This is a genomic window from Kitasatospora hibisci, from assembly GCF_043950205.1.
GTDB classification, from domain to species: Bacteria; Actinomycetota; Actinomycetes; order Streptomycetales; family Streptomycetaceae; genus Kitasatospora; species Kitasatospora hibisci.
Map to the genome: position 1 here is coordinate 3964136 of NZ_CP171642.1, position 13362 is coordinate 3977497.

The window sequence follows — 13362 nt, forward strand, 5'->3', positions numbered from 1 at the left end:
CACAGACACCGCAAGCACCGCACAGACACCGCGCACCGTCACCCGGGAAAGGACCCGATCCATCATGACCACGACCGTTGCCGTGCCGCGCACCGCGCAGGACGACTACACCACCGTTCGCACCGCCACCGGTGCCTACCGGATCACCGCCCCGCTGGTCCGGGTCTCCGGCGGCGACCGCTACACCCTGCTCGACCAGTTCCTGGCCAAGTCGAGCGAGTACGTCGAGCCGGACACCGTCCGCGAGGCCCTCGCCCTGAACGCCGACGGGACCCCGTTCGCGATCGTCCTGCACTTCGAGATCGGCGACGACTCCTGGCTGCTGCCGCGCACCCCGGTCACCCCCGAGGCGCTGCGCGGCTACCTCGACGCGCTGGACGCCCCCGAGGACGTCACCGTCGAGGTCGAGCCCGAGGGCTGGGGCGCCAGCGCCTTCGAGGGCCCGCAGGCCTGGTCGGTGGCCGCGGAGTTCGTCGACTTCGACATCTCCGGCCTGACCCTGCACGGCGTCACCGAGTCCTCGGTGCCGTCCGACCCGACCGCCCTGGCCCACCTGGCCCGGGTGGGCACCACCGGCGAGTACGGCTACCTGCTGCTCTCGAACGCCCCCGAGGCCGCCCACGAGTCCGTGCTCGCCGCGGTGGCCGGGAAGGGCGGCGCCGAGGTCGGCCCGGAGGGCCTGGCCCGCGTCCAGGCCGAGGCCGGCATGGCCGTCTACGCGGCCGGCTTCGCCGGCCTGCCGGTCCACGAGGCGGACCTCGCCTGGATGGTCGACTGGAACCGGATCGGCGAGTTCACCGGCTCGGAGGAGCTGGTCAAGCCCACCACCGAGCTGGCCCGGCTGACCGCCCTGGCCGCCCCCGCGGACGCCCGCTTCGCCGCCGGCACCGAGGTGAAGGCCGGCGAGCACCGCATCGGCACCGTGCTCTGGCAGGCCCCGTCCGCCAACCCGGACGAGGAGCTGGTCTTCGCCCTCCTGGAGGCCCCGTTCTGGGTCCCCGGTCTCGAACTGGCCGGCACCGCCGAGGACGGCGCCGAGACCCCGCTGCGCACCGTCACCCTGCCCCGCGTCATCGCCCGTTCGCTCACCACGAGGATCTCCTGATGACCACGCCGCGTATCGCCCTCACCGGCCTGGGGCTGATCACCGGGGCCGGGGACGACAGCGAGAAGAGCTGGTCGTCCATCTCCCAGGGAATCTCGGGCATCAAGACCAACACCCTGTTCGACACCAGCGAGCTGCTCACCGAGTGGGCCGGCATGGTCACCAGCGAGCAGCCGGCCGATCTCGACCGCTGCTACGCCCTGGCCGCCACCGCGATCCGGGAGGCCCTGCGCACCAGCGGGCTCGACCTGGACACGGTCGACCGGGACCGGGTCGCCGTGGTGGTCGGCTCCAGCCTCGGCGCGATGCCGACGCTGGAGAGCGTCCACCGGGACCTGGTCCGCGAGGGCCGGCTCGACGCCGTCCAGGCCGCCGCCTCCCAGCTGCCCTGCGTGGGCGACTACATCGCGGCCGAGTTCGACCTCCGCGGCCCCCGGATCGTGCTCTCCAACGCCTGCGCCGCCAGCGCGGTGGCGCTCGGGTACGCGGCGGAGCTGCTCTGGAAGGGCGAGGTCGACCACGTGATCTGCGGCGGCGTCGACCCGCTGGCCGAGCTCTCGGCCTACGGGTTCAGTGCCCTCGGCGCCCTCGACCCCGAGCCCTGCGCGCCGATGTCGGCCTCCACCGGGCTGACCCTCGGCGAGGGGGCCGGGTTCATGGTCCTCGAATCGGCGGACCGGGCGGCCGAGCGCGGCGCCCGCGCCCTGGCCGAACTGGGCGGCTACGGCCTCTCCTGCGACGGCTACCACCAGACCGCGCCGGACCCGAGCGGCAAGGGCGCCGCGGCCGCCATGGCGCAGGCCCTGGCCACCGCCGGCCTCGGCCCCGAGGACGTCGACTACGTCAACCTGCACGGCACCGGCACCCCGGCCAACGACGTCTCCGAGCCCAAGGCGGTCAAGCTGCTCTTCGGCTCCGACGTCCCGCCGGCCAGCTCCACCAAGTCGATGCTGGGTCACACCCTCGGCGCCGCCGGGGCGGTCGAGGCGATCGTCAGCACGCTGGCGATCGACCGCGGGACCATCCCGCCGACCGTCAACACCCGGGGCGTGCCCTCCCCGTTCGGGCTGGACATCGTCCCCGACACCGGCCGCCCGGCCGAGCTGGAGGTCGTCGCCTCCAACTCGTTCGCCTTCGGCGGCAACAACGCCACGGTGGTGCTGAACAAGCCCGGCCGGGCGGCCAGGGCCCCGCGGCGCACCTCGGCGGTGCACGACGTCGTGGTCACCGGCGTGGCGGGCCTGGCCGGCTCGGCCGGCAACACCGCCGAACTCACCGCCGCACTGGCGGAGGGCCGGCCCGGCTTCTCCGACCTGGAGCACGTCGAGGGCATCGGCGAGCTGCCGATCGGCCGGGTGGACGTCCGGTCCGCGTCCCGCAAGCTCAACCCGAGCCGGGCCCGCCGGATGGACCCGCTGGGTCTGCTGGCCGCCGCCGCGGTCGGCGACCTCTACGAGCGGCACGGCAAGCCCTCGCGGTCCGAGGCCGAGAACACCGGCATCGTCTTCGCCACCGGCTACGGCCCGGTGACCTCCGTGCTCCAGTTCCACAAGGGCGTCCTGCAGCAGGGCATCACCGGTGCCAACCCGTCGATGTTCGCCAACACCGTGGTGAACGCCGCGGCCGGCCACGTCGCGATGCTGCACCGGTACCGCGGCTACACGGCGACCATCGCCAACGGCGGCACCAGCTCGGTCCTGGCGCTCCAGCTCGCGGCCCGGGTCATCGCCCGCGGCGCCGCCGACCGGATCATGGTCGTGGTCGCGGACGAGTTCCCCGAGCAGGCCCTGGCCACCCAGGCCCGACTGCCCGGCTACGCGCGGACCGCGCAGGTGGTCCCGGGCGGCCGGAGCGGGATGGTGCTCAGCGAGGGCGCCGCCGCGATCCTGCTGGAGAGCGCGGAGTCGGCCGCCGGCCGCGGTGCGGACGTCCTGGCCTCGGTCAAGGGCTTCGGCGCCTCGGGCGAGTCGGTGGGCATCGGCCGGATCGGCCGCGACGGCGAGGCCTGGGCCCGCGCGCTGCGCGGCGCGATGGCCGAGGCCGGGACGGCCCCGGAGGAGATCGACACCGTGGTGTCGGCCGCGTCCGGCTACAGCCTGGTCGACGTCGCGCAGGCCCGGGCGCTCCTGCTGTCCGGACTGGCCGACCGCCCCACCGTGGCGCCCAAGGCGCTGCTCGGCGAGACCTACGGCAGCGCCGGTGCGCTCGGCCTGGTGGCCGCGCTCGGCGGCGGGGCACCGCAGGGACGGCTGCTGCTGTCCAGCTTCGCCTACGGCGGCAGCTACGCCGCGGCAGTGCTCGACGCGAGGTCCTGATGGGCACGGCGCTGATGGACGCTGCGCTCACGGGCGCGGCGCCGCGGGCCGCCGCGGCGGGGGAGGACCGGGTCGGCGGGACGGTGATCGGCGGGGCGGTGATCGACTGCCTCGTCACCCGCCACCCGCACCTGCCGCGGGACCGGATGGGCCACCGGCTGAACGACGCCGGCCGGTGGCTGATCACCGAGGCGGTCGCCCGGCTGTACGGGTGCACCGTCACCCCACGGGACCTCGCCCGGGACGAGCACCGGCGGTGGAGCCTGCCGGCGCTCGGCCTGACCGCCTCGGTGGCGCACTGCGCCGAGTACAGCACCGTCGCCCTCGCCACCGGCCCGCGGGTGGGCGTGGACCTGCAGGACCACCGCGACCGCCCGCACGCCATGCAGTGGCTCGGCGACCTGCTCGGCAAGCCGGCCGGGCAGCCCGCCACGATGCGCGACTTCGCCGAGTGCGAGGCGCTGATCAAGGCCTCGCACATCCGCAAGGAGACCTTCGCCGGCGTCCGGCTGCCCGCCTGGCGGCCGGGCTGGCGCCCGACCAACACCGGCTACCTGGTGCGGTCGGCCGGCCTCGGCCGCGGTCTGCACCTGGCGCTCGCCACCGATGCGGCCGCCCCGGTGCGGTGGTGGTGGCAGTCCCGCCCCACCGAGCCCGCCGTCCGTACGGACGCCCTGACCCTGGAGCCCGCAGCATGAGCCCGACCGCGACGGCGACCGAGACCCCGGCCGCGTCGGCCGCCACCCGCCCGTACAGCCGCCGGATCTCGCAGATCGAGCGCGGTTACCTGAACGCCGCCGCCACCGGGACGCCCCAGCTGATCCAGATGGTGATCGGGGGCGAGGGCCGGATCGGGCCGGACGAGCTCCGCGCAGCGGTCCGGGCCGCCACCCTGGCCGCCCCCGGCCTCGCGGTCCGCCGCCGCGGCGCCGCCTGGCGCGCCGACGGCTCCGTTCCACCGGTGGTCGGGCTGCCGGCCGCCGCCGGCTTCGACCACCCGTTCTTCCACCGCGACCTCGACGTCGTGGCCGGCCCCGTCTGCGAGGTCGGCCTGGCCGAGGGGCCGGTGATGACCCGGCTGGTGTTCCGGGCCAGCCACATCGTCACCGACGGCCGGGGGCTGCGGAACTGGATCGAGGACGTGTTCCGGGTGCTGCGCGGCGAGGAGCCGGTCGGCGCCGCGGACACCGTCGACGACGCGCACTTCCGCGCCGCCGCCGGCACCGTGCCGGCCGCCCCCGCGCCCGCCCGGGTCGAGGGTTTCCCCGCCGTCCTCGGCCACGGCCCCGCCGACGGCACCCCGCTCTGGCTCCGCCGCTCCGTACCGGCCTGCCCGTCCGCGGTCACCGCCCGGGTCGCCGCCGCCGTCTCCCGCCGCCTGGGCACCGAGTCGGGCCGCCTGATCGTCCCGGTGGACCTGCGCCGGCACGACCGCTCGGTGCGCTCCACCGCCAACCTGACCTCCCAGCTGGTCCTCGACCTGCACCGGAACGACCGCTGGAACCGGCTGCACGGCCAGCTGCTCGGCGCCATGCTGCGCAAGCGCGAAGTCGCCGTGCTGGACCGGGACTTCCTGCGCAGCAACCCGTTCGCCAACTCGCTCCGCGAGGCCCGGGAGCTGGACGGCAGCCGGTTCCCCTGCACGGCGATCCTGACCGACCACGGCCGGATCGACACCGAGCTCTACCGCACCGACCGGTTCCGTCCCACCGAGTACTTCACCCTGCCGATGCTCGTGCCCTACGCCGAGATGTTCCTCAGCACCTGCCAGATCGGCGACCGGACCGAACTGACCCTCTCCTGCCGCAACCGTCCCGGCGCAGCCGAGGCGGCCGAGGCGGTCCTCGACGAGGTCGAGCGCGGCCTCGTCGACGCGGACTGACGCGGCTCGACCCCCTGTTGACGATGAAGGACGTTCGAACATGCCGACGACAACCAAGCTGAGCACCGAGGAAGCGCCGAGCCCGCCGGAGGCGGAGGCCGTGGTGGACGCCGTGGACGCCGCGCCGGTCGTACCGGACACCGACTCCGCGCCCGCGGGCGACACCGGGCCCGCGGGCGGGAAGGACCTCGCACCCGGGACCGCGACCGCGACCGAGCCCGCGGCCGAGCCCGGGACCGGTTCCGAGACCGCCGGCGAGCAGGCCCCGGCGGCCGGCGGCGAGCAGTCCGGGCCGTCCGCCTCCGCCCTCCTGACCATGGCCGCCGCCATCACCGGCGGCTTCCTCGCCCTGCTCGACACCACCATCGTGAACGTGTCGATCGAGGACACCACCGCCCGGTTCGGCGGGATCAACCAGGTCCAGTGGGTGGTCACCGCCTACCTGATCGCCCTCGCCGCCGTCATGCCGGCCACCGGCTGGCTGGCCACCCGCTTCGGCGTGAAGCGCGTCTTCGCCGCGGCGACCGCCGTCTTCGCCCTCGGTTCGGCGGGCTGCGCCTTCAGCCAGACCCTCACCGAGCTGGTCGCCGCCCGCGGCCTGTCCGGCGCCGCCGCCGGCGTGCTCACCCCGGTGTCGACGATCCTGCTCACCCGCGGCGTCCCGCGCGAGCACCTGGGCCGGGTCCAGGCGCTGAACGGCAGCGTGATGCTGATCAGCCCGCTGCTGGGCCCGACCATCGGCGGCCTCCTGGTCGAGGCCGGCGGCTGGTCGGCGGTCTACCTGATCAACATCCCGCTCTGCGCGGCGCTGTTCGCGGTCACCCTGCGCTGGGTGAAGAAGGACGCGCCCGCCGAGCGGATCGCCAAGCCGCTCGACGTGGTGGGCCTGCTCTCCTCCGCGACCTGCACGGTCTGCACGGTGCTGGCCATCCACGAGTTCGCCGACCAGGGCGTACGGGCGAGCATCGACCTGCTGGCACCACTGGGCCTCGCCGTGCTGAGCGGCGCCGTCTTCGTCGTCCGCGAGCTGCGCGCCCGCTTCCCGTTGCTCGACCTGCGGCTGTTCCGCAACCGCGTCTACGCGACGGCCGTGGTCAACGTCTTCTGCCTCGGCTTCGTCCTCTACTCGCCGATGATGCTCATCCCGCTGTACTTCCAGAGCGCCCGCGGCGAGACCGCCGTGACCACCGGGTTGCTGATGTCCACCGGCGGCCTCGGCGTGGTCACCGCGGCCTGGCTCTCCCGCGTCCTGCTCAAGAAGCTGGGCGGCGGCGCGACCGTCGTCATCGGCATCACGCTGACCATGCTCGCCACCGTGCCGCTCACCACGCTCTCGGGCGACACCTCCTACCTGCTGCTCTGCGCCAGCCTGGTCGTCCGCGGCCTGGGCACGGGGCTGACCATCGTGCCGACCATGACCCGGGCGTTCCAGTCGATCCGTCAGGAGTCCATCCCGGACGCCTCTTCCCAGCTCAACCTGACCCAGCGGATCGGCGGCGCGCTGGCCATCGCCGTGGTCACGGTGGTGCTGGAGCAGGCCGCGCAGGAGCGCCACGGCCTGGTGCCGGGCGCCTTCGCCCACTCGTTCGGCTGGCTGCTCGGCGTCTACGCCCTCACCCTGCTGCCCGCCCTGGCGCTGCTCGCGGCGGACCGCCGCGAGGCGCGCCAGAGCGGGCCGGTCGTGTGACGCCTGCTGCCCGTAGGCGTCTCGATGCCCGGAGTCAGCGTGTGGCGGGGAGCCAGCCGTCCTGGACGGCGTGCACCCCGGCCTCGAACCGGCTCCGGGCGTCCAGCTTCTCCATCAGGTTGGCGGCGAAGCGCCGGGCCGTGCGCGGCGAGACGCCCATGCGTTTGGCGATGGCCTCGTCGGTGTAGCCCTGGGCGAGCATCTTGAGGACGGCGTGCTCCTGCGGCGGCATGCCCTTGGCGTCGCACTTCGGGGTGTCACCGACCGGGATCGCGACGTTCCAGACGCTCTCGAACAGGGCGCACAGCGCTGCGACCGTCCCGGCCCCGTGCAGCACCACCGCGCCGGCCCGGGCGTCCTCCGTGTCGATCGGCAGCACCGCCTGGCGCTGGTCGAAGATGATCATCCGGATCGGCAGGTCCGGCACGGTGCGGACCTGCCCGCCGTGGCAGTTCAGCCAGGTGACGTGGTCCAGCGTCGGCCGGTGGTTGCGGACACTGTCCAGGTAGACGGTCCGCATCTGCACCCCGCGCTCCAGCAGCGCGGCGTTGGGCGCCCGGCTGGCCCGCAGGTCCTCCTCGGCGTGGGCGCCGCCCGGGGCGAAGGTGGCGACCTCGGTCCGCGCCGAACCGGCCAGGTCCGCCAGGCGCTCGCGGATCGACTCCGGTCCGATCAGCTGCTCCGACTCGGCGTCGGTGGCCGCCGGCCGCAGCGCCGAGCACTCGGCGATCAACTGGGCCGCCGCCGCCCGGGAGGCCTCGACCCGCATCTGCTGGGCCGCCAGTTCCGCCTGCTGACGGGCCAGCAGGACCTCCATCGCGGTCTCCGGGCCGATCGCCCGGAAACCTATGCCCTCCCGCGCCGAGGGCTGGATCAGCGCGAGTTCGCTGAGTCTGTCCAGGCAGTTGCGGAGTCTCCCTTCGGTCATACCCAACCCGGCCGCGAGCGCGGCGACACCGCTCTGCGGGTTCCCGAGCATCCCGCGGTAGACGGCCTCCGATTCGGCGTCAAGCCCCAAAACATCCAGCATTGATGCGATCCCCCTCGATCAGCGCTATCTGCTTGTTTATGGGGAGCTTACTGACCTTGGGTAGACGGCCACTGACTCGAACGTTCCGGAAAGGTGTCCGGGCAGCAGGCCCGGCCGACCGGCGGGGGCCGATCGGCGGGGGAGGAGCGGGACCGGGGGCCGAAGGCCCGAGGCTAGGCGGCGTCGAGCGAGACCAGCCGGCCGACCGGTTCGGCCTCCGGCACGAGGACGTCGAGCGCCCGGCCCTCGGCGGTGAACCCGTCGGGATCCAACCCCTCGGGAACCAACCCCTCGGGAACCAACCCCTCGGGAACGAAGCCGGCCGCAGCGCAATCGACGAGCAGGTCGCGGGTGCAGTCCCTGATCAGGCGGTGGAACGAGAACCGGGCCGGCGCGTCCAGCCGGACGAGGTTGTTCTCGAAGAGCACGTCGACGTAGCACTCGACCTCGTCGGCGGGCAGGCCGGTCACGGCGGCGGCGTGGTCGATGTCGAAGGACGGGGACGGGTGCAGGCTGATCAGCCGGCTGAACCGCCGCTGTTCCCGGTCCAGGTGCTGGTACGAGGCCCGCAGCATCGCCATCAGGTCCCGCTCGGCGGTCTGCAGGCAGCGCGCCCGCTGCGGTGTGGTGGAGAGCCGGTCCACGAGGTCGGCGACCGCCCACGTCGGGCGGTCGCGCAGTCTGGTCGCGGCGATCCGGACCGCGAGCGGCAGGTACCCGCAGAGGTCGACCGCCTCGGCGACCTCCGCCGGTTCCCGGCCCGCACGCTGCTCGCCGACGATCCGGCCGAACAGGGCCGCCGCGTCCGCGGGCGGCAGTACGTCCAGGCAGACCGGCAGCGCGCCGTCCAGGGCGGTGAGCTTGCGTCTGCTGGTCACCAGTACCAGCGTGCCGCCGGTGCCCGGCAGCAGCGGCCTGACCTGGGCGGTGTCCGCCGCGTCGTCGAGGACCACCAGGCAGCGCCGGCCGGCCAGCGTGGACCGCCACAGGGCGCTGCGCTCCTCCAGGTTGTCGGGGATCGCCTTCGCCGGGACGCCGGCGGCCAGCAGCAGCGCGCCGAGCGCCTGCTCGGGCGGCAGCGGCGGCCGCGACTCGCTGAAGCCGTGCAGGCCCACGAAGTACTGGCCGTCCGGGTAGTCCGGCGTGACCCGGTGGGCGACGTGCACGGCCAGGGTCGTCTTGCCCACCCCTCCCATGCCGTCGACCGCGACCATCAGCGGGGAACCGGCCGGCGCCTCGGCCACCGCGCCCAGCACGGCGGCCAGTTCGGCGGTGCGGCCGGTGAAGTCGGTGAGGTCGTGCGGCAGGTAGTTCCGGCGGCGGCCGGCAGCGGCCGCCGGGGCCGCCGGGGCCGCGGACAGCCCGCGCTGGTCGTCCGGGCCGGGGGAGCCCGGCGACGGCGCGGACCGGGAACCCGCCTCGGCGGCGGCGCCGGTGAGGGCGGGAACCGCATCCGCGGCACGGGCCCCGGAGGCACGGACGCGGGAGCCGTCGAGGCCGGCGGTGCGGACGGCGGCGCCGTGGATGCCCGGGGCGTCGGCGAGGATCTCCGCCTGCAGCTCCCGGAGTCGGGGGCTCGGCTCCAGACCGAGCTCGTTCGCGAGGAAGCGTCTGCCCTCGTCGTAGACGGCGAGCGCGTCGGCCTGCCGTCCGCTGCGGCACAGGGCCGTCATCAGGCTGCCGCGGAGCGAGTCGCGCAGCGGGTACTCGGCCAGCAGTGCGTGCAACTCGCCTACCAGCGAGCTGGATTCACCGACCTTCAGGCGCAGCGCCATGAGGTCCTCGGTGGCGGTCAGCCGCTGCTCGTTGAGCTTGACGGCGGCACCGGTGACGGCGGGGCAGTGGATGCCGGCGAAGGCGTCGCCGCGCCACAGGTCCACCGCGGACTGAAGCAGCCGGATCGTCTCGGGGAGCCGGCCCTCCCGCTCGGCCGTCCGGGCCTCGCGGACCCGGCTGGTGAAGTCGTGTGCGTCGAGGGCGCCCTCCGGGACGACCAGGCGGTAGCCGACGTCGACGGTGACCAGTCGGCACTCATGGGCACCCGACAGGATGCGGCGCAGGTCGCGGATCGCGTTGTGCACCTGCGGACGGGCCGACAGCGGCGGGTCCTCCCACAGCTCGTCCACCAGCACGTCCACCGGAACCACCCGGTTGGCGTTGAGCAGCAGCAGGGCCAGCAGCCGCTGCTGCCGCATGCCCCGGACGTCCACCGGCTCGCCCGCCCGGCGCGCCTCCAGCGCACCCAGCACCAGGAATTCCATCGTCTTCGCCCCCGTCGTGCATCGCCCGAATCACAGTGCCTGTTCCAGGAACTGCCGGTTCATTCCGTGACATCCGGCCGTCGGCATCTCTGCCGGTCGTTCATCGCACCGCGCGGCGTTCCGTCCGCCGCGTCCGCCGCGTCCTCGGGATCAGGAGCCCCAGGTGACGTCGTCCAGGTGGTCGGTGCCCTGGGCGATCCTCACGTCCGCCGCCGCGGTGGTGATCTCGCCGGAGGCGCCGAACGCGGATTCCGAAACGGCCGCCTGAATCGTGATTCCGCCGAAAGCGATGAGCGCGAGAGCGGCGAACTTGGAGACACGGGTGGCCAGCATGGATTTCTCCCGAATGGTTTCTCGACTTTCCCGGGCTCTCCCCGGGCTCCTGCGCGGCGCTCGTTCCCGCCGACATCTCCACTGTGCTCGACGGCCGGGCCGGAGGGAACAGATGGCGTCTGGACGGAACATGCACTGTCCTAAGCCGTCCACCCCCGCCCGTTCAGGACGGGTCCCACCAGGGGCCCGGCACCAGCGCCGCGCCGACCGGCCCGACGGCGAAACCGGCCAGGTCGGGGTGGTCGGACACGGCCCGTCCGACCACCCGGGCGGCGCTCTCCTCGGCCTCGGCCAGGCTCTCGGCCAGGCTGAAGAAGCCGACCGTGACCTCCCCCGGGAGGGGCCGGTGCACGGAGACGTGTTCGAGCCGGTCCCGGTCCTCCGCGAAGGAACCGATGATTCCGGCCAGGCCGGCCGGGCCTGTCGATCCGCCAGGAACCCGGATGCGCACGTGTATGAGGTACATACTTCCATCTTCAGCGCCGGAATTCGGTACCCGACCCTGCCCGGCTAGACGCTTTATGCCATGGCATAAAGCGTCTAGCCGGGGAATACCGCGGCAAAGCAGTGTGAACCGGCCGGGGCGATCCGGTGGCCGGCGGCGTTCCCGCAGGTCGGGGCGGAGCGGACGGAAGCGGCCGCCCGGCCCGGACGCGGTCGAACGGGCCCGGCGAGGCTTCGGGACAGGCCTTACGGGTGGGCGCGGGTGCGCTGGCCGGGGAAGGCCGGGGGCGCTTCCGCGGTGCTGCGGCCGGCGAGCTCGGCGAGTGCCCCGAAGAGGATGTCGCCGATCAGTACCGGCTCGCGCGAGGCGACCCGGGTGCTCGGGGTGGTCGGGGTGGTCGGCGGGGTGGTCGGAGAACACCCGTCCCGGAGCGGGCGGACCTGGAGCTGGCGAGGTGGCATGGCTCTTCCTGCCGTCGGGGTGGCCGCTGGGGGCGTGTCTTTCGGATCACGCCGGGCCGGCGTGATCCGAAAGACCCCCCCCCCCCCCCCCCCCCCCCCCCCCCCCCCCCCCCCCCCCCCCCCCCCCCCCCCCCCCCAGCCCTCCTGCCCAGCCGCGCCCTGCGGGATCCGCCACCAGGGGGAATCGGCCGGAAAGCGGTGGACCGGGGGCCGAAACTTACGAGGACTACATACCTGCCAGGGGTATTGTCTCCCCCGTGACGACAGGCGGACGGTGGAGCGACGGGCGTGGCGGCGGGCGGACGACCGCCCGGCTGCTGGCCGTCTGTGCCCTGCTGGCCGGACTGTTCCTGATGCACGGTTCGCCGACGTCGGCGGGCGGCTGTCACGAACCGGCCTCCCCCGCGCCCGCCTCCACTCTTCAGGGAGCGCCGCACCACACCGCCGACCGGGGCGGCCCGCCGCACGCCGCCGCACCGCCCACGACCCGGGGCGCGCGCCCGGACGGCCCGCGGACCGCAGACGGCGAGCAGCGGGCCGTGTCCTGCGTGTCGGCCCGGGACCGGGACGCCGCCGGGCTGGCCCCGCCCGCCGCACGGGCCCTCGCCCCGGCCGCGGCCCTGTTCGCCGCCCCCGGCGTGCCGTACCGGCGGCGGACCGACGGACCGCGGGCGCCGCCGGCGGCCGGCCGCCGACTCCTGCTCCGGGTGTGCGTCGCACGGACGTGACCGGGCCCGCACGGACCTCCCCGAACGAGGCCCGTGCGCGCCGCGTCCTGCCCGAACACACCGGAAGAGAACCGACCCGATGTCCCACACCACCCGCACCACCGACGCCACCCCGACCAGGCGCACCCGCAACCGCTCGCTGGCGCTCGCCGCCGGGTCCGCCGTCCTCGCACTCACCCTCACCGCCTGCGGATCCGACGCGACGGGCGGCCCGGACCACGGCGCGGCCGGCGCCACCGCCACGGCCACCGGCGCCGCCGGCACGGCGTCCGCCACTCCCGCCGGCGGACACCAGGGCCACCGGATGCCCGGTGCCGACGCCGCCACCGCGGCGGACGCCCCCGGCCTGGCGGCCGAACGGAACGGCTACCGCCTGACCTCGGCCACCGACTCGCTGCCTGCCGGCGCGCCCACCGAGTACCGGTTCACCGTCACCGGCCCGGACGGCAGGCCGCTGACCGCCTTCGAACCCGACCAGACCAAGCGGATGCACTTCTACGCGATCCGCTCCGACCTCACCGGCTTCCAGCACCTGCACCCCGAGATGGCCGCCGACGGCACCTGGACGGCCCCGCTGGCGGCCCTCACCGCCGGCAGCTGGCGGCTCTACGCCTCCTTCGTGCCGGACAGCGGCCCCGACCGGGGCACCGGTCTGGTGCTCAGCCGGACGGTGACCGTCCCCGGCGAGGGCGCGGCCGCCGTCGCGGAGCTGCCCGCCGCCACCGGCACGGCCACCGTCGACGGCTACACCGTCTCCGTCGAGGGCACCCCGGTCGCCGCGAAGGCGGGCGAGCTGAAGGTCACCGTCAGCAAGGACGGCAAGCCGGTCACCGACCTGCAGCCGTACCTGGAGACCTTCGCCCACCTGACCGCCTTCCGCGCCGGGGACCAGGCCTTCGCCCACCTGCACCCCGAGGCCAAGGCCGCGGCGGGCGCCACCGGCGGCCCGACCCTGCCGTTCCACGCCGAGCTGCCGGCGAGCGGCGACTGGCGGCTGTTCCTCCAGTTCCAGACCGGCGGGCAGCTGCACACCGTGGGCCTGACCCTCGACGTCGGCTGAGGTCACCGCCCCGCCGGGAGGCCGCCGCCGGGGCGGTGACCTCCCGGCGGCGGTA

General features: G+C 74.7%; 12 protein-coding genes. 7 read left to right on the top strand and 5 right to left on the bottom strand.

All coding sequences use genetic code 11. The features are described from left to right. The first annotated feature begins 64 nt into the window (after window positions 1-64). From ACF9IK_RS17070 to ACF9IK_RS17090, 5 genes are read left to right on the top strand one after another with little or no spacing between them, the layout of a single operon-like run. The gene (locus tag ACF9IK_RS17070; protein WP_395295053.1) at window positions 65-1105 is read left to right on the top strand and encodes an aminomethyl transferase family protein; all 1041 of its coding nucleotides are present in this window, start codon (window positions 65-67) and stop codon (window positions 1103-1105) included. Then, on the top strand, window positions 1105-3420 hold the full coding sequence (locus ACF9IK_RS17075) for a beta-ketoacyl synthase N-terminal-like domain-containing protein (RefSeq protein ID WP_395295054.1): 2316 nt from the start codon (window positions 1105-1107) through the stop codon (window positions 3418-3420). Before ACF9IK_RS17070 ends, ACF9IK_RS17075 begins: the two co-directional genes overlap by 1 nt. Next, window positions 3420-4118 carry a hypothetical protein gene (locus tag ACF9IK_RS17080; RefSeq protein WP_395295055.1) on the top strand — a complete coding sequence of 233 codons (699 nt, stop codon included), beginning with the start codon at window positions 3420-3422 and terminating at the stop codon, window positions 4116-4118. The genes ACF9IK_RS17075 and ACF9IK_RS17080 overlap by 1 nt, the downstream gene beginning before the upstream one ends. Next, window positions 4115-5302 carry a hypothetical protein gene (locus tag ACF9IK_RS17085; RefSeq protein ID WP_395295056.1) on the top strand — a complete coding sequence of 396 codons (1188 nt, stop codon included), beginning with the start codon at window positions 4115-4117 and terminating at the stop codon, window positions 5300-5302. The genes ACF9IK_RS17080 and ACF9IK_RS17085 overlap by 4 nt, the downstream gene beginning before the upstream one ends. Window positions 5303-5342: 40 nt before the next feature. Next, window positions 5343-6989, top strand: a complete 1647-nt coding sequence (locus tag ACF9IK_RS17090; protein WP_395295057.1) for a DHA2 family efflux MFS transporter permease subunit — start codon at window positions 5343-5345, stop codon at window positions 6987-6989. A 34-nt stretch (window positions 6990-7023) separates the two neighbouring features. On the opposite strand, the gene ACF9IK_RS17095 is transcribed toward ACF9IK_RS17090, so the two are convergent. The 5 genes from ACF9IK_RS17095 to ACF9IK_RS17115 form a co-directional block, all read right to left on the bottom strand. Then, window positions 7024-8019: a LuxR C-terminal-related transcriptional regulator gene (locus tag ACF9IK_RS17095; protein ID WP_395295058.1), complete on the bottom strand. Its 996-nt coding sequence runs from the start codon at window positions 8017-8019 to the stop codon at window positions 7024-7026. A gap of 173 nt (window positions 8020-8192) precedes the next feature. Continuing rightward, window positions 8193-10280, bottom strand: coding sequence for an AfsR/SARP family transcriptional regulator (locus ACF9IK_RS17100; protein ID WP_395295059.1), 2088 nt, complete (start codon window positions 10278-10280; stop codon window positions 8193-8195). A gap of 150 nt (window positions 10281-10430) precedes the next feature. Further along, complete coding sequence (locus tag ACF9IK_RS17105; RefSeq protein WP_395295060.1) at window positions 10431-10613, bottom strand: hypothetical protein; 183 nt, start codon at window positions 10611-10613, stop codon at window positions 10431-10433. 163 nt (window positions 10614-10776) lie between these two features. Beyond that, on the bottom strand, window positions 10777-11079 hold the full coding sequence (locus ACF9IK_RS17110; protein ID WP_395295061.1) for a hypothetical protein: 303 nt from the start codon (window positions 11077-11079) through the stop codon (window positions 10777-10779). Window positions 11080-11303: 224 nt separating this feature from the next. Continuing rightward, the gene (locus ACF9IK_RS17115) at window positions 11304-11519 is read right to left on the bottom strand and encodes a hypothetical protein (RefSeq protein ID WP_395295062.1); all 216 of its coding nucleotides are present in this window, start codon (window positions 11517-11519) and stop codon (window positions 11304-11306) included. A 257-nt stretch (window positions 11520-11776) separates the two neighbouring features. On the opposite strand from ACF9IK_RS17115, the gene ACF9IK_RS17120 reads away from it, so the two are divergent. Further along, window positions 11777-12247 carry a hypothetical protein gene (locus tag ACF9IK_RS17120; RefSeq protein ID WP_395295063.1) on the top strand — a complete coding sequence of 157 codons (471 nt, stop codon included), beginning with the start codon at window positions 11777-11779 and terminating at the stop codon, window positions 12245-12247. Window positions 12248-12326: 79 nt separating this feature from the next. Further along, window positions 12327-13307: a hypothetical protein gene (locus ACF9IK_RS17125; protein WP_395295064.1), complete on the top strand. Its 981-nt coding sequence runs from the start codon at window positions 12327-12329 to the stop codon at window positions 13305-13307. The last annotated feature ends 55 nt before the right edge of the window (window positions 13308-13362 follow it).